Annotated in this window: 16 protein-coding genes, 1 pseudogene, 1 CRISPR repeat array and 1 riboswitch (1 of these 19 running past the window's edge); of the genes and pseudogenes, 12 read left to right on the top strand and 5 right to left on the bottom strand. The window is 39.6% G+C overall.

The window, feature by feature from the left end:
* Positions 1-3 precede the first annotated feature (3 nt).
* Both DV702_RS10915 and DV702_RS10910 read left to right on the top strand, forming a co-directional pair.
* Entirely contained in the window at positions 4-1,128 is a 1,125-nt protein-coding gene (locus DV702_RS10915) for a hypothetical protein (RefSeq protein WP_114924785.1), read from the top strand.
* A 52-nt stretch (positions 1,129-1,180) separates the two neighbouring features.
* Entirely contained in the window at positions 1,181-2,080 is a 900-nt protein-coding gene (locus DV702_RS10910; protein ID WP_114924784.1) for a mechanosensitive ion channel domain-containing protein, read from the top strand.
* A 51-nt stretch (positions 2,081-2,131) separates the two neighbouring features.
* On the opposite strand, the gene DV702_RS10905 is transcribed toward DV702_RS10910, so the two are convergent.
* Positions 2,132-2,323, bottom strand: a complete 192-nt coding sequence (locus tag DV702_RS10905) for a DUF6440 family protein (RefSeq protein WP_114924783.1) — start codon at positions 2,321-2,323, stop codon at positions 2,132-2,134.
* Positions 2,324-2,475: 152 nt separating this feature from the next.
* On the opposite strand from DV702_RS10905, the gene DV702_RS10900 reads away from it, so the two are divergent.
* On the top strand, positions 2,476-3,030 hold the full coding sequence (locus DV702_RS10900) for a biotin transporter BioY (protein WP_114924782.1): 555 nt from the start codon (positions 2,476-2,478) through the stop codon (positions 3,028-3,030).
* Between the two features lie 239 nt (positions 3,031-3,269).
* Here the strand turns inward: DV702_RS10900 and DV702_RS17235 are convergent.
* A pseudogene (locus tag DV702_RS17235) lies at positions 3,270-3,808 on the bottom strand (linear amide C-N hydrolase).
* Complete coding sequence (locus DV702_RS17230) at positions 3,778-4,236, bottom strand: linear amide C-N hydrolase (protein ID WP_114924781.1); 459 nt, start codon at positions 4,234-4,236, stop codon at positions 3,778-3,780. Before DV702_RS17230 ends, DV702_RS17235 begins: the two are co-directional and overlap by 31 nt.
* 146 nt (positions 4,237-4,382) lie before the next feature.
* Here DV702_RS17230 and DV702_RS10885 point away from each other — a divergent pair, with 146 nt between their 5' ends.
* Positions 4,383-4,937 carry a D-glycero-alpha-D-manno-heptose-1,7-bisphosphate 7-phosphatase gene (locus tag DV702_RS10885; protein WP_114924780.1) on the top strand — a complete coding sequence of 185 codons (555 nt, stop codon included), beginning with the start codon at positions 4,383-4,385 and terminating at the stop codon, positions 4,935-4,937.
* 306 nt (positions 4,938-5,243) lie between these two features.
* Here DV702_RS10885 and DV702_RS10880 read toward each other — a convergent pair whose 3' ends face one another.
* Positions 5,244-10,565 (bottom strand): Ig-like domain-containing protein, encoded by a 5,322-nt coding sequence (locus DV702_RS10880; protein ID WP_114924779.1) that lies wholly within the window; start codon positions 10,563-10,565, stop codon positions 5,244-5,246.
* Positions 10,566-10,734: 169 nt separating this feature from the next.
* Positions 10,735-10,927, bottom strand: a riboswitch (cobalamin riboswitch).
* Positions 10,928-11,105: 178 nt separating this feature from the next.
* Here DV702_RS10880 and DV702_RS10875 point away from each other — a divergent pair.
* Positions 11,106-11,681: an exonuclease domain-containing protein gene (locus DV702_RS10875; RefSeq protein ID WP_114924778.1), complete on the top strand. Its 576-nt coding sequence runs from the start codon at positions 11,106-11,108 to the stop codon at positions 11,679-11,681.
* A 38-nt stretch (positions 11,682-11,719) separates the two neighbouring features.
* On the opposite strand, the gene DV702_RS10870 is transcribed toward DV702_RS10875, so the two are convergent.
* Positions 11,720-13,408 (bottom strand): methyl-accepting chemotaxis protein, encoded by a 1,689-nt coding sequence (locus tag DV702_RS10870; RefSeq protein ID WP_114924777.1) that lies wholly within the window; start codon positions 13,406-13,408, stop codon positions 11,720-11,722.
* 228 nt (positions 13,409-13,636) lie between these two features.
* On the opposite strand from DV702_RS10870, the gene cas3 reads away from it, so the two are divergent.
* The 7 genes from cas3 to cas2 are packed head-to-tail and all read left to right on the top strand — an operon-like array spanning position 13,637 to position 21,504.
* Complete coding sequence (gene cas3 / locus DV702_RS10865) at positions 13,637-16,012, top strand: CRISPR-associated helicase Cas3' (protein ID WP_114924776.1); 2,376 nt, start codon at positions 13,637-13,639, stop codon at positions 16,010-16,012.
* 13 nt (positions 16,013-16,025) lie between these two features.
* Positions 16,026-16,751 (top strand): type I-C CRISPR-associated protein Cas5c, encoded by a 726-nt coding sequence (gene cas5c / locus DV702_RS10860; RefSeq protein ID WP_114924775.1) that lies wholly within the window; start codon positions 16,026-16,028, stop codon positions 16,749-16,751.
* On the top strand, positions 16,748-18,673 hold the full coding sequence (gene cas8c, locus DV702_RS10855; RefSeq protein ID WP_114924774.1) for a type I-C CRISPR-associated protein Cas8c/Csd1: 1,926 nt from the start codon (positions 16,748-16,750) through the stop codon (positions 18,671-18,673). The genes cas5c and cas8c overlap by 4 nt, the downstream gene beginning before the upstream one ends.
* Entirely contained in the window at positions 18,654-19,529 is an 876-nt protein-coding gene (gene cas7c, locus DV702_RS10850; RefSeq protein ID WP_114924773.1) for a type I-C CRISPR-associated protein Cas7/Csd2, read from the top strand. Before cas8c ends, cas7c begins: the two co-directional genes overlap by 20 nt.
* Positions 19,516-20,175, top strand: a complete 660-nt coding sequence (gene cas4 / locus DV702_RS10845; protein ID WP_114924772.1) for a CRISPR-associated protein Cas4 — start codon at positions 19,516-19,518, stop codon at positions 20,173-20,175. Before cas7c ends, cas4 begins: the two co-directional genes overlap by 14 nt.
* Positions 20,172-21,203 carry a type I-C CRISPR-associated endonuclease Cas1c gene (gene cas1c / locus DV702_RS10840; protein WP_114924771.1) on the top strand — a complete coding sequence of 344 codons (1,032 nt, stop codon included), beginning with the start codon at positions 20,172-20,174 and terminating at the stop codon, positions 21,201-21,203. The genes cas4 and cas1c overlap by 4 nt, the downstream gene beginning before the upstream one ends.
* Positions 21,204-21,213: 10 nt before the next feature.
* On the top strand, positions 21,214-21,504 hold the full coding sequence (gene cas2, locus DV702_RS10835; RefSeq protein ID WP_114924770.1) for a CRISPR-associated endonuclease Cas2: 291 nt from the start codon (positions 21,214-21,216) through the stop codon (positions 21,502-21,504).
* A 157-nt stretch (positions 21,505-21,661) separates the two neighbouring features.
* Positions 21,662-22,467: a CRISPR direct-repeat array (repeat unit 33 nt; unit sequence GTCGCTCCCTGTATAGGGGGCGTGGATTGAAAT) (it continues 6,053 nt past the right edge of the window).

Here is a 22,467-nt window from a genome sequence, read left to right as displayed (position 1 = left end):
AGTATGAAGAAAAAGATAAAACAAATCACATTTTTAGCGACAATCAGCTTGCTTGCCGGAGGTTGTTCCATGCCAATTGTCGAAGGTGAAAATGTCGTAATCAATGAAGATGTTAAATCGGAAAGTGCCTTGGCAGATGGTAGTCTTACAGTGAAAAAAGAGAAAGATATCAAAGTGTGGAGAGAGATTTCAAATGAGCCCTATCACCAACCGGTAACTGGAGAAACGATTACCTACAATGAAAATGGTGCATTGTATTTGATGGACTTATTGAAAGGAACGAAAGAGAAAGTAGCAGAGCGAGAAGCGTTCACAGTATCAGAGAATGGAAAATGGGCACTTTCCTTTGAAAATGAAGAAGGAGAACTATATGTCCATAATCTTGAAAACGGAAAAATGAATATACTTGAAAACGCGTCACCAGATGATACACAGTTTGTAGACAATGAAGTGTTTTATCGCTACTTCACCACCCAAACTATAGTGAGAGTCGATCCAGAAAAGGATATAAAGGAAACATGGGATATGAGTTTATTTGAGAATTATTCATTGGCCTATCTGACAAAATATGATGATCAACTCTATATAGCCGGCGAGAATAAAAAAGGTGAACATGGTATATATCAATTGCTCGAAGATGGTGTAGTGAAGATTGTGTTGAATTTACCAGGCACACATAATGATATCAATGACTTTTCCATGCTTGCAGATGGTTCTGTACTATTTCAAGGTACGATGAATGAAAAAGATGGCATATTTTATTGGAACAAACAGCAAGAGCAAGTGACGAAGCTTCTTTCAGGCGGAGAGGATCAAGAAGGGAAATGGATTAATTTCTATAATTTATCGCCAGATCAAACGAAGATCCTTTATGATATGCCGGTTCAAGTAGGGGACGTATATAAATCAGATATTTATATAGCAGAACTTGTAGATGGAAAGTTGACCAACGATACAAGAATTATGGAAAATGCAGAGTTGTACGGAGTAATTTCGTTATCAGGCGGGTGGAGTTTGGACTCTAAAACAGTCTATATCAAAACGATGGAGTCAATAGAATGGAATGATTCGGTAGAAATACCCGAGGAATGTGTAGGCAGTATTGAAGTATTTAAAGTAGAAGCGTAACGAAGGATGTAGTGTATACTAACGGTAAGACAAAGCAAAGGAGTGCGAATACATGCCAGAGTTTTTATCGGAGTATTTCACAAGTCTAGCCGAAAGTATAGCATCTACTTTACAAAGACCAGATGCTTATCTGAATAAGATTTCACTTACAGCTATAATCGCTTTGATAGGTTTATCTTTACATATTCTAATCAAAAAAATGATTACACACAATGTCAGTGATTTTAAAAAACGGTATAGACTTCATAAAGTCTTTAAACAAATGATCGCTACACTGACGATCATTAGCGTACTATTTATTTGGGTTCAGGCAATCAATGCCCTTATATTACTAGCATTACTATTTGGGGTTTTCATCGTATTCATGGTTAGAGGATTAACTGCGAATATTATTGCTTACTTTGTCATTAAGTATCATCAGTACTTTGCGGTTGGGAATCGCATAGAGATAAATAATATGATTGGTGACGTAATTGAGATTAATCCGATACATGTCAAGCTTCTAGAAGTGCGAAATACGTTATCTTCTGATGCCAACACTGGACGCGTTATTAAGTTGCCAAATAGCATCATTTTCAATGAGTCTATTAAAATGAGTGGCGTGAAAAATGACTTCGTTTGGCATGAAATTAAGAATATTTTTTCGTTTGATAGTGATTGGCAAGAAGCTGAGAGAATTATGAAAGATGCCGGAACTGCTTATTTTGAAGAATGCATAGTACCTACTTTTCTTGGGGGAGATGGTGGTTTTCTAGATAAAAAAGAAAAGTTGCGACCAGTGTTTTCTGTAGATACGAATGATATGGGGATTGTATTGATACTACGTTACGTAGTGGACTATAAAAACGGGACGAGCGCAAAAACGTATTTGCAAAGAAGAATGTTAGCAGAATTTAGGAAGAATCCTCAAATTAAGTTTGCAACTGTGGATATTCGAATTTTGCCGGAATGAGAAATAGCAGACTTGTTGCTGTGTATAGCAACAAGTCTGCTATTTTATTGATTAATAGTATCCGGGCCCACGATAATTCTTATCGACTAAAGGTTTACCATCGGGGTCTACCATAACAGTCATGGCTAGACCATAGCCAGCAGCATAGGACATATACAGCACACCGGTCTGATTATCACGAATCACTTGGAATTGTGTCATTTTCCCTTGTTTTTCAATCACTTCGAAACGTTTTTCATCCATACCATCAGCTCCTTTTCATTTAGTATAAATGAAAAAACGTAATATGTTAGAAAAAACCTTAAAATATATTGACACTAAAATTCCCATAAGATAAGATAAGATTAGCGTTAACGATAAAATTCACCTGGTTTACTCAAAGGGGCTTGTATAAAATGATTCAATCCAGATCCAAACTTCGTATGATGATCGTTTCGGCATTATTTGCAGCAATTATTGGTGTAATGGCACAACTTACGATTCCACTACCACTTGTTCCGATTACAGGACAAACATTAGCTGTTGGTTTAGCTGCTACGATTTTAGGTTCACGTTATGGAACGATTACTGTAGTCGTTTATTTAGCAATGGGAGCAGTTGGAATGCCTGTATTTTCTAGCATGTCTTCAGGATTAGGAGTTATTTTTGGCCCGACTGGCGGTTTTCTGATTGGCTTCATACCGACAGCATTTCTAACGGGTTATTATATGGAGCGTACAAGTTTTACATTTCCACATGCCATGGTAGCAAATATTATTGGCATGTTCGTCGCCTTGACGTTCGGTACTGTATGGCTGAAGTTTATTGCTGAGCTTTCTTGGACAGCAGCGTTTATGGCAGGATTCGTGCCGTTTTTAATCGGTGGTGTAATTAAAGCGTTTCTCGCAGCGTATGCTGGTATTTTGGTAAGAAGTCGATTGTTAGCTAATCGATTGTTGGTAGCGCAGTAATAATAAAATTTCGATAAAACTCAGGACTGTCCGAAAAATCAGTAGTATATGATTTTCTGTGATGGTCTTTTTTGAAAAAAGTTATATGCCATTTTGTATAGAGTGAGTAGATGTATTCACTACTGAATTACAGTTTCCAGATGGGTAGGATGAAACGAAAATATATCTTTTCCTGTTCTTGGTAGTAAGAAAAATCGCCAATTCCATGCAAGAGGATTGGCGTTTTGTCATTTAACTGATCAAAGTTCCATATCTTTGACAATCTCAATGAATAAAATATCTTTTTCATCTTTATAGTCGTCAATATAGAAAGGCTGTATGTTGATATTATCGTGATATTTAAGAAAATATGCTTTTTCCTTCGTATCCATGATAGCTGTATAAAGAGTCTCGTCGTTATGACCTTCTATTGGATCGATGACGGCACCAGTTGGGATATCCACTTGCGATAAAATACGAAAACCTTGTAAAATGGCGTCTGTTCGCTTGAGATCTTTTGGTGTATTAGATACGAATGAAGCAGACCTTACAAAGCGAGAGGGGGAGTAAAGTCACCTGGAAGTCCGACCATGCCGCTTCCTTCGCCAAATTTCGTAACAGTGACGCCATTATAGGCTGTATTTTCTATATTAGCAGGCTGTAGATGCAAATAGTTTTTTAGATTAGTCACATGCCAAGGAAATTCGGGTGCGTTTGTCAACACGCCATATGGATTATCGTGAACAATTAGTTGTCCGTCTTTTGGTTCTAATACAATGCCGTTGCCTTCGTTATCCATGAAAAAAAGTGTGCGCTCGTAGAAAGTTCTTCTTCTGATTCACCGTGTTCCAGTATCAGAAGTTTTTGTGATTCTTCACGTACTTCTTCGACATTTTTACACCTGCTAAGCAAATAGTCAAATGCACCTGACATGATGAGGTTGATCTTACCTGCTACTGTCTCCTTTGAATAGGAGGCGTAACCAGGCAGTAAGTTATTAGATCCCATTAAGCCCATTTCGTTAATCCCGTCTGCTAAAGAAGCTTGGTGAAAAAATCCTGTCCCAATTACCGCATAGCGAGAAGAGTAGGTTGTTTCATTTGCTTTAATAAATCCTTCGTGGTGAGCAGGAATATAAACGATGTGATTGTCGAGTCTAACGCCTATTTCTAACGTTCTTCCGAAAACATGGCCTTCTAAATAGCTAAAGCCGATTGTCGTACACATATGACCACTTCCTTTTCCTCTTCATTTGATTTTTATTATACGTACAACCTATTCGGCATTCTATTAAAACACTTTTTAGCCGGTATAAATACAGCGATGGAGGTAATCCTGTGGAGTAGTACTACATGTAACAAGGAGTGAACTTCATGAAAAAAGCAGTATTTTTGGATCGTGACGGTGTGATTAATGAAGTATTGACAGAGAGGGTAAAGTTCGTCAATAAGCCAGATCAGTTATATTTATTGCCCGGTGTTGTAGAAGCGATTAAAGAATTGAATGCAGTATTCGATTATATATTTGTAGTCACCAATCAGGGAGGTGTAGGGCTCGGTTATATGAAGGAATCACAATTAATTACCATCCATGACTATATGAAGACGATGCTTCGTCAACAAGGCGCGATAATCGATGCGGTTGCTTATTGTCCTCATAAGCCGAAATCGGGGTGTGCCTGCCGGAAACCGAACAGTAAACTGATCGAGGATTTAGCGGAAGATTATCATGTTGATCTTAGTTCATCGTATATGGTCGGAGATACGGATACGGATACGGATACGGATATCATTGCCGGGAAAAAAGCGGGTACGAAAACGGTCTTCATTGGTATGGAAGATCCACTGGCAGATGCCAGCTTTCCAAATCTACTTCAAGCATCAAAGTGGATGATTCAAGATCAGAACGGATTGAGTAAAACCCGCTGAAAGTTTATACATCTATAATGTGGCCTGCCTGTTGATTAACCGCTTTATGTATAATTCATTCATTGATTTACTTAAAAGTGAGTATGACTACGATATTTGGATGAAATAATGTAAAAATATAGTCAACAATCAATTCTGTGATGAAAGATTAAGCAAAAAATGAGGCTGGGACATAATCTGCTATGAGCGCGAACACGATTACTTTTTAGAATTTCAAAGTGTGTTGGAGCGCAGAGGAACGGATTTTATTTAGATATACCCCAGCCTCATTTTCTTTGTATGTTCATTCGACTCTATGTGGAAGTTTTACTCTACAATAAAGATTTTACGAATGTCTTGCTTTAATGTCTTGCCACTTGCTGAGACTACACCAGAAATGGTGATGTAGTACAATTCACCTTTTTGATAGTCTGCGTTCGGTATGATGATTAGTGATTTTCCGTCAGGAGATAGTTTCACTTTCATATCGACCGTTTCTCCAGCTGCGTTTTGTACTTGTACTTTTTTGAGGTTTTCCGCGTCATCTAACAATGCGCCTGAAAACGTAATATTCCACTCCTTATTCGGTTTTGTATTGCTCGCCGTATCGAAATAATCATAAGGTTTATCATTATCCAAAACAACTACTTTTGTCTTGCTGCCTTCTGGAAGCTTGAGCCCTTCAGGCAGTGCTTGTCCTTTGCTACCGATTTGCACAATCAAGAACCCACCGACTACTTCACTACTTTCGATCGGAGCAGGTGAAAGAACACCAGTAGTTTCGTCTTTTATTTGAATCTCTATTTTATTATCTTTAATAACAGTTTCTACATTGTTCGGTGCTTCTACTGCTGGCGGTGTTTCAGGTTTCGGGTCTGGCTTAGGTTGTGGCTCTGGTTTCGGGTCTGGCTTAGGATCCGGCTTTGTTGGTGGTGGATTAGTTAAATCTGCACCTAGATTTTTCGTATATCTCCAACGAAGCACATCACCATCTTGTAGAGCGTAAAGACCTGCACTGAATTCTGGAAATACACCATTTACGGAATACATCCATCCACTAGATTGACCGTGATCGAATTCCCCTAAGTCATCGATTGCTTGTACATATAAGCTACTTCCGGAGCCGATATAGCTAATAGAAATCCCTTTCGTATCCAATAGTCGCTTCAATACAGTGAAGGCTGTATCGCCCTTTTCGATTGTAGTGGCTGTACTGGAAATTATATTGCCTTCACCAATTGTTTGCTTCTCAACAGAAAGCGTAACGGTTTTTTTAGCTTCCGGTTTTGTGGGAGGAGCAGGGTTTACTACCGTAATGATTGCTGTAGCGGTGTGATTTCCGCTGTTTGTCTCTACGGTAATAGTGGCAGTTCCAGCAGTGATTCCTTTCACTACACCGTCACTAGTTACAGTAGCTATACTTTCATTATCACTAATCCATGTGACAGATTGATCGTTTGCTTCTACTGGAAGAACTGTTGCTTTTAGTTGCATACTTTTCCCGGTATTTAGTTGACTAGTAGAAGGAGATATAGAAATACTAGTAACTTCTGGCGCGCCAGTATGTGCGAATACAACATCATTCATGTCATAAAGACTGTTGGCGCCTGCATAGAAACGCTCTAGTGCAGCTAGTGCATAGAGTGCTTGGTCTGTAGCAATGACATTACCTTGTCCGCCAATTGAATGAGAGAATGAACCGTCTTTCTTTGCGTAGGTCATTTGTCCGTCCAATACGCTGGAACCGCTTTTTATGAAGCGCGGATCAGTGTGGGGATCGATAGCTAACTCCGCTAATGCAACTAGAACCTGACTCGTAGATTCGGACGTTCCATACGAGCCGTCTATACCTTGCATAATAGATAGTTTTTCAAGTGCTCGATTTATAGCTTCTTTCACTTTAGGCTTGTCTTGATGTTTAGCAAGAGCTTGGATGGCCATAGCGGTCATATCAGTGCTTGAAGTTTTATTGTCGCTTAAGCCGAAGCCGCCGTCAGTTGTCTGATATTCATCAAGTAGTCTAGTGATCATTTCATCTGTAGAGATAGTCGCATCACTCGGCTGTTTGAAATCTTTATGAGCGTCTACTGCTAATAAGGCGAAAATCAATTCGTTCGATCCTTGACGGTGACCGAGTATCCCGTTTGGTGTCATGTTAGGGAAGTTCTTTTCTTTATTCCAACTATAATCAAGTAAGTCCACACCGTTTACGTTACGCGGATCTTTTCCTATCGCTGTAAGTGCGAGTGCCAACCGTTGTACTTCTGTTACTTTATCATCGTATCGCTTGCTAGGTAGCGCTGCCTCTGCTCGTACTTTGTTATACACAGCAGCATAATACGTTTCGTAAAAGTCAGCTGGTGCTTCATAACCTGCACGTGCAAAGCCGAGAATTGTCCATTCATCACCAAATGTCGGTGCTCCTATTTGATTTACTTGATAATCTATCGTTTTCTTAAGTATTTCACTAACCAGTTCATTTGCGGGTTGTTCTATTACGTCCTCTCCGGCCACTACTCTGATATTTAAAGTAATAGCTTGTGCACCGTTCGCATTGTCTACAGGTGTACCAGTGAGAGTAACGTCTCCTTCTTTGACACCGCGAAGGAGCCACTGATCATTTGATACAACACCTTCTTTGGTAGAGGCGCCATCATCGCCTACCATAATCACGGGATAGTTACGGTAAGGTAACACTTCTCCAGTACCTGTTTGTTTCCATGTCATCATACTCTCTGTAACATGATATCCGTCAACAGACTTTGGACCTGTAAAGATAAGTCCAGCGTCAATGACTTCCCCTTTTGTGACGGTCAGCGTATCGTTTTCCACTGCTAACCTTTCTAAAGGATTGAAATATTTAATCGTGACTTCAGAAGTTCCACTTGGCTTCGGGTCTGCTTGCGGATCATTACTTGTCACGGTTAGTTGAACAGTACCTTCCTTTATTGGAAGCAGGCTGTTTAGCATCGATCCTTTGTAGACAAGAATATCAGGCTTATCAGTTGCCACCGTATAGTTTTTAGCATACGTGGCATTTTTCGGGTTAACATTTGCTATTAAAAACTCACTGCCGATAATGAGTCCGCCGTCTGCAGAATTTCGTAAAGGGCTGAAGCTAGCTATACCTGGTGTATCGTTTTGTCCGATTGAATTTGGACTGCGACCGTGAATATAGTACGTCCCTTTAAATGAAGGCTCAATAGTTTGTATGGCTGTGTAACCGGCTACTATAGTTACTTTTTCACTTTTATTTTCTAAAGAAGCTGTAATAGTAGCTGCCCCTACTTTGACAGGTTCGACATATCCATCACTATATACTCTAATTACTGAACGGTCATCACTCGTCCATGTAAATAGGCTGGGCAGTACATGTAGAGGGTTTCCATCGTTTACAGTGACTACAGGACGTATTGCAAAGCTTTCACTCCCTGGTGTGTGTTGAGTTTTTCCACTTTGGTTTTCTCCGTCTATTTGGAGTGTAATATCAAATGTATCAGGAACTTCAGCAGTTAATGTAAACGACTGAATCGATTTATTTGTTGAGTGATCAATAGCTGTTACAGTGACAGTCCCTGGTGCTCTAACAAATACTTCTCCACTCGAACGGCTAACAATCACCGGAGAATTCGCTTCTTTAGAAGTCGTTTCCCATTGAATCGTTTTGTTATAATCGGGAATAGCTAGTTGTGCTACAAATCCATCATCTTGACCAAAAATACTAGTCGTTAATACATCACCACTCTTTTTTATCGTTTGACTAGGTAAATCAACTAAACTAGTCATCACTACGGGAAGGAACGATTCGACTGGTGCTGCTTCTATTCCGAAATATGGAAGACCATCTTCATTGCGATTCCACTGTAAGTGATTTCTTCCTTTATTTTCATTGAGTGAACGCGCGAAAGACTCTTCTTGCATTTCCTCTATACTTTTTTGAATAGCTACTACTTCATCAGTTCCGGTTCCGATAGCATCTATATTTTGCGCATGATAGCTATTTGAAAAAAAGGTTGAACTTCCGCTACTACCAAGCAATGCACCAGCACTTTTGGTACTAGTAACCGTTCCAGTAACGTACATATTGATAATATTTCCTGTCGCTTGCTGTGGTGAAATTCCAGCAACTCCACCGGCAACTTGGTCTCCGTTATCGACATCCGCCCATGAGTAACTATTTCTCACAGTACCACTTAAAATTTCAGCGAATGCACCGCCACCCGTCACTTTTCCTGTAAGTCCTAAATTGCGAACTTCTGCATCTTTTGCGATAGTATGAAATAAAGGTTTTGCATCTGTAGCGAAAGAGATCGTATGTCCATTACCGTCTAATTTCCCTGTAAGAGTGTTAATGTTTCCTTCATAATCTGTAATGTCTGAAGTGAGAATATACTGTTTATCACCTTCTATAGAAGATAGTTCTTCTGCAGTAGTAATATTGATCCACGGCCGTTTCACGAGATTTTTAATGGCGTTAGCTAGCTCATTGTAAGCTTCAAGAACTGCGATATCAGTTATATTTTGATTGGTAGAAGACTCTACTTTCTTTTTCACCGAAATAGCTAAAGTGCGTTTTTTATATACTTCATCGTAGCTTTCTTTAGTATAATCTTGATAATTAGTCATGATTTCATCTGTTTTATTTATCTCAAGTTTCAATAACTCGTAGTTTTTCGCTGTAATAAGTTCATCGACAGCTTTGTTAAATTGAATGACTAGTTGATCAATTTTATATTGTGGGACTTCGGAGCTTTCTAGGCTTTTTTTAACGTTAGTCAATATATCCTGAAGTCGATTCCAAGAGAAAGACGTGTAGTCGCTTGCCACATAATTTTTCTCTTTTTCTATTATTAAGTGAAGCGCTGATTTATCAACTTTTGCATTCCCATCAGACACGGTTCCTATTGGTTTTAGAACTTCGTCTTGAATTATCCATTTTTTTAAACCGGCTATAACAGCGACCGTATTGTTGAGCAGACGCTCTTGTTCATCGTAAGTATGGGAAGTTACTAAATTTGAATCTGTCGAATTTTTTACCGCTAATGCGACTTTTTCAGCTTTAGTATCTGTCCAATAGGAGTTATCAAATGTTGCCAAATTCTTACCGTGAGTTGCGATACCGAAAGTCGAACCGTACATGCCAGGCGTTAGTTTGCCTGTTACTAATACATTATGAGCACTGCTATCATACATAATCCCGACAAGTCCAGCTACATCTCCTAAAAATGAAGTGACCGTAACGGAAGCGCCAGACCAACTATTCTGTATAAGTCCTCCAGTCATCTTAATAGCTAGTGCACCTGTTGCAGTGTCAGAAGTTACATTGCCATCCAACAACAAATTCCGCACCGAACCATGTAACGTATTAAATAACGGTGTACCGTCTAAAGTTATCGTATAACCGTCTCCGTCAAGTGTCCCTTTAAAATCAATAGCTTGCCAATTGGTAACGGTGATATTATTTGTTAATTTATACGTACCGTCGCCAGTCATATTTGCTAAAGCATCTTGATTTGCAACCTCGATGATATCAGTTGACTCGGCCATCTCACTTTCCGCAAATGCTACGGAAGGGAATACTGAAGTTGGCAACATACTGAGTACCAACATCATAATTAACAATACGTTCAACATCTTTTTGTTCCTCAATGAATTCTCTCCTCACCTATAAATCTTTTGAGCGCGATGTATTACACACACTGCATATATAGTACCAATCAAAAAGCCCTCAACCTTCCAAAATAGAAAGTTGAGGGCTATGTATATTCAATGATAGAAACCGATTGAAAAGTACACAATTCAACCTTTTCCTAGAAGGTTTCGTGCAAAATAGTGTGGCAAGTCTCCTGACTTATGGGCGTATAACGTATCTTCTGCCTTCCCAGTTACTAAACCAGTGGCGATGTAGAAAATACTTCCCAAATACAGTGGCCGGACCGTTCAGGATTTTCACCTGATTCCTTATTAATCTTTTACATATAAGTAAAAGAACCACACTATGAGTTATTAAATTGGTCATGATATATTACTATTATATATTTAGAAAATATTAATACAATACCATATCGTCTAGTAAGCTACATAATTCTTTATTTTCCGCCAAAATGATATACTAGAAAGTACACATTTCATAATAAAAGAGTAAAAAATATAAAACACTAAAAAGTTTTACAGATAAGGAGTTTTTTCATGACTAAACATATAGCATTTATAGATGTGGAAACGACAGGAATGCGTGCGGACACTAGTGAAGTCATTGAATTAGGAGTTATGCTTGGCGAGTTTGATCAGAATCGGATCGTTAGAGTAGCGGAAGAATACTGTGAATTTCAGGAACCGTTTTATTCGATTCCTTCAATAATTACAAGAATTACAGGAATTAACGATCAGATGGTAAGAGGGAAGACACTCGATATGGACAAGATTTTATCTATTTTAGACAGGGCCGATGGTATTGTTGCACACAATGCTACCTTTGACAGAGGGTTTGTTAGCAGATTATTGCCCGATACATTGGATATGGATTGGTATTGTTCTGTCCGACAGATCAAATGGAAAAACTATGGCTTTGAAAATGGCAAGCTGCAGCAATTGTTGAGAGCGCACCGAATTGACGTCCAGCAAGCCCATAGAGCATTAGATGACGCAAAGAACTTAGCGGTATTACTGAATAATTCCCATCCGCAATTGGGGATGGAAGAAACATATATTTCTTACTTGCTGAATAAGAATCCGTTGAAAAAACCGATGCAATCGAGATTTTGATAAAAAATGCTGTCCCCAAAAAGCGGGACAGCGTTTTTTTATAGTCTAAATTTATGCACCATATCATTCAATTCCTCAGCCAATCGTGCCAAGTCACTTGAATTGCTAGCAACCTCTTCCATTGCACTACTAGCTTCTTCTGCTGAAGCAGCTGTTTGTTCCACACCGGCTGCCGACTGTTGAGTAATAGCAGCGATTTCTTGGATTGATCCGCTCATCTCTTGACTGTTTTCGGAGAGGACTCTCAAATCATCGGCAATCTCGCGAATTCTATCAGCCATGTCTGTGACAGCCTGGCTGATTTTTTGGAATGTTTCGCCTGTCTGTTCGATTTGATTCGTTCCTTCTTCGACTTCTTTATAGCCTTCACGCAAAGAATTTGTAACATGGCTGGATTCCGTCTGAATTTGTTTGACGATTTCAGTAATATTCGTAACAGAAGCAGCCGATTGCTCTGCCAGCGTCCGGACTTCATCCGCTACGACAGCAAAGCCTTTTCCATGCTCACCTGCTCGCGCCGCTTCGATTGCCGCATTCAATGCTAAAAGGTTCGTCTGTCCGGCAATTCCTTGGATGACAGATACGAGTTCGGAAATTTGTTGCGTATGCTTGTCGAGTCCTTCGACTTTTCCGACCGCCTCATGAACGATTTGGTCAATGATTGTCATTTGTTTCGAAGAAGAGGTCATCATTTTTCTTCCATCGTTCGTCATATCTAGCACTTCATTGGAAGAGCGGTGAATAAAATTACCGTTTTCGTTTGCATGCATGACTTTTGTTGTGAATGTTTCCATAGCAGAAGATAGTTCACTTGCATTGTTTGCTTGCGACTCAGTTCCATGCGCGATATCTTCCATTGTTGTCGCAATCTGTGAAGTACCCGCTTTCACTTCATTTGCTGATTGTGTCAACTCTTCGCTTTGACTGGAGACTGTTTCCGCTACTTTATTAATCTCGTCCAACAGATCATGCATATTGCGGCTCATAATATTTGTGTCTGTAATTAGTTCTCCGATTTCGTCTTTCAGTTTCGTTTCTATCGATGGGCTGCTGAGGTCTCCGCTTGCAATGAGCTTCACTCGGTGGCTGACGATATGGAGCGGCTTTGCGATGGCGGATGCAGCAAACCACGCAACAGCCAAACTTAGTAAAATGATAACGACGATGATGCTCATAACTGTAAACAGTATAGTATGCCCTTCCGCGAGCATGCTTCTTTCAATAGTAAATAAATGATCTTCTCGAGCAGACGCAATTTGTTCATAGTCTTCCATCAATTGTCTTGCTTCAGCAGTGGAAGCTAGCAAGTTGTTGCGTGCTTGTTGCTCGTTTCCTGCGTTATATTCATCAAACACATTAGACGTGACAGCTTCACGCCATTGAACAGTTCTGTCCATCAGTGCCAATGTCTCAGGTGTCGTACCAAGCTGCTTAATGGTCGCTTGATACTCTTCGCTTTTGTCTGTATATTGATCGAATAATTCCTTATATAGAGGATCTCCGGTCAAGATAAATCCTCTTAATGCCGCAATTCGATTAGCCATGTCAAATGACAAACGCTCATCTGCCACTAAGAGAGGCAATTCGTGCTCCAAAATATTTACGATGCCTTGATTATTATCATTCAATGTCTTAAAGACTAGTAACGCCATTAGGATCATTAAAAAAACTACGACCGAGAAGCTAGCTAATAATTTTCCACGAATACTTTTAAAGTTCCCTAGCATGTAGACAACTCCTATTCTATTAAGTTTATATCTCACAATAGATTATACCTTCTTGCTAGTTTGTTATCTAGTAGATTCGAGAGTAGACTACGTATATTGTAGTAAAATGTATGTAAGTAATCATTTTCCCGACAAATTAATTGTTTCTTTGATAAATTATATGTGATACATTAGTATTGATTATGTGGAATAAATAAGTAAAAATAACTAATATAGGTGGTGTACATTATGTTCATTGCGCATATTCGTCAAGCGGATTATGTAGAACAAACTGTTCAAGAACATCTAGAAGAAGTTGCGAAACTTGCTCGTTCATATGGAGAAGTTGTGGGATTAGGTGCGCATGCTGAACTATCAGGTTTTTTACATGATATGGGGAAGTTTACTGGACACTTTACTACATATTTAAAAAATGCGGTACTTGAAAATAAAGTGGCAGGAGAAAAAATAGATCATTCTACAGCTGGGGCAAAGTATTTGTATGAACAGTACGGGGAAAAAGATCCTTTGCAAGATTATGTAGTAGAGACAATAGGAATGGCTGTCTTATCTCATCATTCAGGTATGCAGAATTTTGTTCAACCTGATTTGAAACCTTCTGATTATGTAAGACGCGTAACGAATAAAGAACTACCGTATTTCGATGAAGTTGTAGCGAATTTTGAAAGTATTCCAGGAAACGTGGAAAGAGTGGAAAGACTTGTTCAGGAAGCAAAAGAAGAGATGCAAAAATTCATTCAAAAAGTAAAATTACTTGGTAAGAATCCAAATGTTTATTTAACGCTAATGCAAAAATTAGTATTTAGTTGTTTGATAGATGCTGATCGAACGAATACAAGATGTTTTGAAGAAAAAAGTATTGAACCTATAAAGAGTAACCGGGAAGTATTTGAAAAAGGTTATAAACATTTGATGGAGACTGTAACAGAGTGGCAAAAAAATAGAGAGGGTATCAATGGACTGCGCAACGATATGTCTGAAAATTGCGATAAGGTTGCTAATTTACCATCTGCCATTTACACGCTCACTGTTCCGACGGGCGGTGGGAAAACGTATGCAAGTCTGCGTTACGCGTTAAAGCATGCGGTGAAGTATAACAAATCTCGAATTATCTACGTTGTTCCTTATACGACGATTCTTGAGCAAAATGCAAAAGAAGTTAGAGCTATTATAAAGCAACCGCAAGCTGTGCTCGAGCATCATGCCAATGTTATAGATGATACCGCATTAGACAATGAATCGGACTATTATGATAGTTCATATCACAAAAGCATGCAACTTGGTCGAGACAATTGGGATTATCCCATTATCTTCACTACGATGGTTCAATATTTAGATGCTTTTTATCAAAAAGGAACGAGGAAAAGCCGTCGTCTACATAATTTGACGAATGCTATTATTATTTTTGACGAAGTGCAATCAGTTCCTTATCAACATAAAGAATTATTTCATGCGTCCGTAAATTTTCTACAGACGGTTGGCAATAGTAGTATTGTACTTTGTACTGCGACCCAACCCGCCAATCATGCGGCAATTAAACAAATTGATGTTCCGCTTCTTTTGGCGGAGGAACCAGAAATGATTCCGCATCTTGATAATGTGGTAGATGCGTTTAAACGTGTAAATATTTCTTCAAAAGTAGATAAGGAAGGCTGGAATGCGGCTGAAATTGCCAGCTTTACTGAAACGCTTTTGGAGGATCGAGATTCCGTTTTAATCATTTTGAATACGAAGTCTGCAGCAAAGAAATTGTATCAGGAATTAGACATACTTGGAAGTGCACATGTCGCTCATTTAAGTACATCAATGTGTCCTATGCACCGTAAAGAAGTACTAGAAGAAGTTAAAAGCAAGTTAGGTAAAGAGAAAGTGGTTTGTGTGAGTACGCAATTGATTGAGGCGGGTGTCGACATAAGTTTCGAATCAGTGATCCGATCTCTAGCAGGACTAGATTCAATTGCACAAGCAGCAGGTAGATGTAATCGACATGCGGAAAGAGAACTTGGGGATGTTTATGTTATTCGTGCCAAAGACGAGAATTTAGCAAAACTTCCTGAAATACGAATTGGTGCGGAAGTGACGGATAATTATATTTTATCCAATCCTGAATTGCTTGATCGCTTACTTCATCCAGCAACGATTGAAACCTATTTCACATACTTTTTGGAACAAGCTAAACGTGAAATTTTAATCACGCCAGCGGGATCGGATTATGATTTACTTACTTTATTAAAAGGAACACTTGCATCACAACGACCGAAAAAAACTAGGTCATCCGGGATGCTGAAAACGATTGAAAAGCACTTTGAAGCGATTCATTCGCCTACGACTGCGGTTTTGGTGCCGTATGGTGATGCTGGGAAAGAGTTGATTGCTAGTTTAAATGAACAAATTCGTGATTTTAAAGTGTTTAATGAGTTAATTAAAAAAGCACAGCAATACAGTGTCAATCTTTACTCCCATGAATTAAAAAAATTAAGTAATGAAGGGTTAATTGAATCCTTATACGAAGGCTCTATGTTTTGTTTGAACGAGAAAGCTTACGATACAAAATATGGAGTAACGTTAGAAGGAGTAGCCACATTGGGTACCTATCAATATTAAGGAGGTGAATGACATGAGAAACCAAATCGAATTTGTAGTACACGCGAAATATGGACTTTTTACCGATCCAGTCACTCGTATTGGTGGAGAAAAGTTTACTTATCAAGTCCCGACTTATCAAGCGTTAAAGGGCATTACAGAGTCAATTTATTGGAAACCTACGATTACGTGGTATATCGACGAAGTACGAGTGATGAACCCAATCCAGACCGAAGTAAAAGCGGTTCGACCGATTAAGTATCAGAGTGATGCGAATGATTTAATGTATTACACCTACTTGCGTAATCCGATGTATCAAGTACGTGCTCATTTCGAGTTTAACGAAAATAGACCAGATTTAGCGTACGATCGTAACGAACATAAACATCATAATATTGCCAAGCGTTCTGTTGAGCGAGGAGGTAGGCGAGATATTTATTTGGGCACAAGAGAATGTCAAGGATACGTCGAAGCATGTACGTTCGGTGAGGGTGTAGGTTTTTATGACAAATACGGAGAAATCAGTTTTGGGCAAATGTTCCACGGATTTACTTATCCAGATGAAGGTGATGGTAAATCGTTTCAAGCGCGCTTAAGTGTTCCAGTAATGAAAGATGGCATTATAAAGTTCCAACGTCCAGAAGACTGTGAAGTTATTCGTACGATCCACGAGGAGCCGATGAAATCATTTGAGAAAAGCGTGAACTTTACTTCGGTAGAAGAAGAATACGAAATAATCTTTGAGGAGGTGGACAGATGAGTTGGATGAAAAAGCTAGCTGAAGTGTATGATCACAATGATTGTCTAGTAGGGGAGTTTGAGGAGCGGAGGAAGCAGAGAATCACGCTATTGCCAGTGTCGCATGTTATGCAAAGCGCTCAAATAGAGGTGCTGTTGACAGCAGATGGTGAATTTCATAGTGCGAAGGTGATTGATAAGGAAAATGCTCGCACGATAGTTCCGGCTACACCTAATTCTGCAAATCGGGCGAACACAAGCGCGCCTCATTTTATACATGATAAATTAGCCTATGTTGCTGGTGATTACGTTCAGTATGGAGGAAATCCGAAATATGCCGAACACTATGAGAATTATAAAAAGCAAATGAAAGAATGGTCTGAGTCCGAAGGGGTATCTAGTAAGATTCATACTGTATATCAATATATATCTAAAGGCCATGTCATTAAAGATCTAGTGGATGCAAAGATCCTGCATCTTGATAGTAATGGGAAGATATTGGATAAATGGCCTGCAAATGTCGAAGGAGATAAGCCAGAGATTTATAAGGTGGCACCATCAGAAGCCTCGGCAGCATTTATCCGGTTCGATGTCCTGCATGAAAAAGCTAGTGACTCGGTAATTTGGGAAGATAAAGACCTGTTTTATCACTTTATCGATTTCTTAAACAAAACAAATGAGATGGAAAATGGTCTATGTTACGTCACAGGTAAGCGAACGAACTTAACAACACAGCACGGTTCAAGAATCCGCAATGCGGGCGATATGTCCAAATTGATCTCTGGAAATGATAAGGATGGTTTTACCTATCGTGGTCGCTTTGCCAAACCGACCGAAGCGGTGCAAATCAGTTACGAAACATCTCAAAAAGCGCATCACGCATTAAGATGGCTGATCCAGCGGCAAAGTACATATGTGGACTCACGCTATTTTATAACGTTTGGGAAAGAGCAAACGGATATCCCAAGTCAATTCGATGGAACTAAAGAACTTTGTGGTGAAGGCTTTGAAGATATTTTCTCCAATGATATCGAAGAACAAGGTAGAAACCTTGCGGACACAGAAGAATTAGTGGCGGCAGAATTGAACAAAGCAATTCAGGGGATGCGTCACACGCTAAGCGAAGAACATCTTGAAAACGTGATTGTCATGGCACTTGATGCAGCTACTAAAGGACGTCTAGCCATTGTCTACTACCAAGAGCTACGTGTGGATTTATTTTTTGACGCCATCCAACGCTGGCATAATACATGCAAATGGCTACAAACCTATAAAGATCCAACTACAAACAAGATAAAAACATTCATCGGCACACCATCTACTTATCGATTGGCAGAAGCGGTCTATGGAAGCAAAGCGGACAGTAGGATTAAAAAAGATTTTTACACACGCATGCTGCCTTGCATCGTGGAGGGGAAGCCATTACCGAAAGACATTGTGTCGCTGATTTTTAATCGAGTAAAAAATCCATTTAGCTTTACAAACACAATGGAGTCATGGGAGACAACTTTGCAGATTGCCTGTGCGCTCATTACTAAACAATACGAAAGTGAGGGATACATTGTGGCTATTCAAGAAGAAAATAATTCGCGTGACTATTTATTTGGACGCCTGTTAGGGATTGCTGAAGTGATGGAAAGAAGTGTCTTAAAAGAACGTGGTGAAAATAGAGCGACAAATGCCACGCGTTATTTCAACGCGTATTCGCAACATCCGGCTCGTACATGGATGGTCATTCGAAAGCAATTATCACCATATTTCCAACGGCCCGGAGGTAATGCAGGTTTTTATGCGATGCTTATGCAAAAAATTGAAGATCGATTGACAGTGGAGCAAATGACAGATGCACCATTAGGTCCAGTGTTTTTACTCGGATATAGCAGTCAAATTCAAGAGATGTATACGAAAAAGGGGGAAAAAGAACATGTCAGCATTACAGAATAAAATAGACTTTGCAGTAGTATTTACAGTAGATAAAGCGAATCCAAACGGTGATCCACTTAACGGGAATCGTCCGCGACAAGATTTTTTAGGGTATGGGGAAGTGTCCGATGTAGCGATCAAACGTAAGTTGAGAAATCGACTTCAAGATGAAGGACAACGAATTTTGGTGCAATCCGATGAAAGGCGATCAGATGAGTATCGAAGTATAAAAGATCGTGTGGAATCAGTGGAGGAATTAAAAAAACTTTTGGGGAAGTCAAAAGCAACAGGGGCAGATGAAAAAACTGCTGAAATGCTGGCAACGGAAAATTGGTATGACGTGCGTGCGTTTGGGCAAGTGTTTGCATTTAAAGGCGCAAAAATGTCTATCGGTATTCGCGGACCTGTATCTATACACACAGCGACGAGTATTGAACCCGTCGACGTAACGAGTATGCAAATTACGAAAAGTGTAAACTCGACGACTAACGAAAAAGATCCGGGTCAAAAGACATCTGACACAATGGGCATGAAGCATCGAGTGGATTTTGGTGTTTATGTATTTTACGGTAGTGTTAATCCGCAACTTGCAGAGCGTACAGGCTTTACTAATGAGGACGCTGAAAGTCTAAAGGAAGCATTAAAGACATTATTTGCGAATGACGCATCATCAGCAAGACCTGATGGAAGTATGGAAGTAAATAAAGTTTTTTGGTGGGAGCATAATTCGAAACTAGGGCAATATTCATCTGCAGCTGTTCATCGTGCAGTTAAAGTGGAAAAAACGAATGATGCGACGAAACCATCTATAGAAAACTATCAAATTACGGCAACACCGCTAGAAGGGCTTTCTGTAGAAGAATATGCTGGGCTATAACGAAGAAGATTATTTAATGCTGTCGGGTATTCAACATTTTGCCTTTTGTAGGCGACAGTGGGCTCTCATTCATATTGAGCAGGAGTGGGAAGAAAACGTACTGACGATCGAAGGGAATTATCTTCATGAAAAAGTAGATAATCCATACACTAGAGAAAAACGTGGAGATACATTGTATGTTCGAGCGTTGCCGGTTCATTCGCAGTATTTAGGGATTAGTGGTATATGCGATATGGTGGAGTTTATTCAAGACGACGATGGAGTTCCGCTCGATAAAGAAAAAGATTTATACCGCGCGAAGCCTATTGAATATAAGCGCGGAAAGCCTAAAAGTCACGAAGCAGATATTCTTCAATTGACCGCACAAACGATTTGTTTAGAGGAAATGCTTGGTACTCGGATTGATGAAGCGGCACTCTATTATCATGAAATCAAACATAGGGTGCCTGTGATGATCACTGAAGAAATAAAGATACGCGTAAAGGATTTAACAAAGGAAATGCATCAGTACTACAAGAGACGACATACACCACGTGTAAAAACAGGAAAGCATTGTTTGCAATGTTCGCTTCGTCATCGCTGTCTTCCCGAACTACTGGAACGCGAAAAAGTATCGACTTATATGAATAGGATGTTGGCGGAATGAAACAATTATTGAATACCGTATATGTGTCAGATCCGGAAGTTTATCTTGCGTTAAAAGGTAAAAACTTAAACCTACTGAAAGAGAATGAATCATTAGCGCGCATTCCTCTGCATAATATAGAGGCGGTTTGTACGTTTGGTCATCAAGGTGCAAGTCCAGCTTTGATGAAAGAGTGTATGGATCAAAATATTAGTTTAACATTCTTTTCTAGCAGTGGACGGTTTCGCGGACGAGTCACAGGTGAGTTAAATGGAAATGTAACACTTCGCAGAACGCAGTATCGGCTAGCAGATGATGAAGAAAAGTGCGCGCGTATTGCGGGTCATATGATGATCGGAAAAATATTTAATAGTGAACAATTACTGAAGCGGACGATACGAGATCATGCGTTACGAGTGGATGTTGAGAGTATGACAAAAGTGATTGAGAGATTACAAGAGTCTAGAAAGGCAGTAAGTGAATGTAATGATTTAGAAGCGCTTCGTGGAATAGAAGGTAATGCGGCAAGTGCTTACTATAGCGTTTTCGAAGAATCGATCCTACAACAAAAAGAAGTCTTCTTTTTCAGAGGACGTAATCGGCGACCACCACTCGATCCGGTCAACGCATTGCTGTCTTTTGCCTATTCGTTACTGGCAGCAGAAACAGCTGCGGCTCTTGAAGGTGTTGGATTGGATTCCTATGTAGGGTTCTTACATCGTGATAGGCCGGGGAGAAATTCACTAGCGTTAGATTTGATGGAAGAGTTGCGGCCATTAATTGCGGATCGTTTTGTTTTAAAAGTAATTAATCGACAACAATTTCAAAGTGCTGATTTTAGCTTCAAAGAAAGCGGGGCAGTAATTTTAACTGATGAAGCCCGAAGAAACTTTTTGCAACTTTGGCAAAAGGAAAAACAACAAACAATCACTCATCCATTTTTAAAGGAAAAAGTATCTTGGGGATTGATTCCGCATATACAAGCATTATTACTAGCTCGTCACTTACGCGGTGATCTTGAAGCATATCCTCCTATTTTAATAAGGTAGGTGTTATGTAGTGCTTGTGTTAGTCACTTATGATGTACAGACTCTTACAGATGGCGGTAAAAAACGTTTACGCAGAATTGCTAAGAAGTGTGAAGAGTATGGCGTGCGTGTTCAAAATTCAGTGTTTGAATGTATTGTGGATAGCACTCAATTAAAACAATTAGAAATTGAGTTGGAAGAGATTATGGATCCTAAGGTCGATAGTCTGCGTTATTACCGTCTTGGAAATAATCATGATACAAAAGTTAGGCATGTAGGAGCAAAGCCTTCGCTTAAAGTAGAAGATCCCTTAATTTTTTAATGTGCGAACCTTAAGTGAACATGAAAACCTAGGGAGGTTCGCGCATAATTTAATGTAAATTTACGCTGAAATAAAGATAATATTTTTTAACAGTTATGTTAAAGTGTAAGAAGCACAAGATATAGATTTCGATATATATATTCGTCTATATCTTGCTGTCGCTCCCTGTATAGGGGGCGTGGATTGAAATATATTGGCGATAGTCTTCATAAATATCTATCCATCGTCGCTCCCTGTATAGGGGGCGTGGATTGAAATATAATCGTGATAACCTCGACCGTAAATAAATCCATCGTCGCTCCCTGTATAGGGGGCGTGGATTGAAATCCGCAAAATCAATCACATCTATGCCGCCTGCGTGGTCGCTCCCTGTATAGGGGGCGTGGATTGAAATAGGACACGCACGAATCATTTGGTCGATTTCATCGTCGCTCCCTGTATAGGGGGCGTGGATTGAAATATCTAAATCTAACATGTCGCCTTGAGCAAACTTAGTCGCTCCCTGTATAGGGGGCGTGGATTGAAATTTTTTTTATTATCAACTCTGCTAACTCAAATGAGTCGCTCCCTGTATAGGGGGCGTGGATTGAAATCAATGAAGCGCAAAAATTTGAACGACAGTTGCGTAGGTCGCTCCCTGTATAGGGGGCGTGGATTGAAATTGATTTATTACCTGAAGCGGAAACGCTTGAAGTTGTCGCTCCCTGTATAGGGGGCGTGGATTGAAATATACGCTTACTGCTTATCATCTACATCACCCTTGTGTCGCTCCCTGTATAGGGGGCGTGGATTGAAATACTCTTGTAAAACTTCATGAGCTGATCGGTGTTAGTCGCTCCCTGTATAGGGGGCGTGGATTGAAATAAAAATAGTATAATCAGAAAATATTTCCATGATAAAGTCGCTCCCTGTATAGGGGGCGTGGATTGAAATTTAGTACGTCATCCCATGGTCTTGCCATCA

It is taken from the genome of Sporosarcina sp. PTS2304, assembly GCF_003351785.1.
Taxonomy (GTDB): Bacteria; Bacillota; Bacilli; order Bacillales_A; family Planococcaceae; genus Sporosarcina.
Note: the sequence above shows the minus strand (reverse complement) of the source record. Positions and strands in the feature narration are given on the sequence as shown.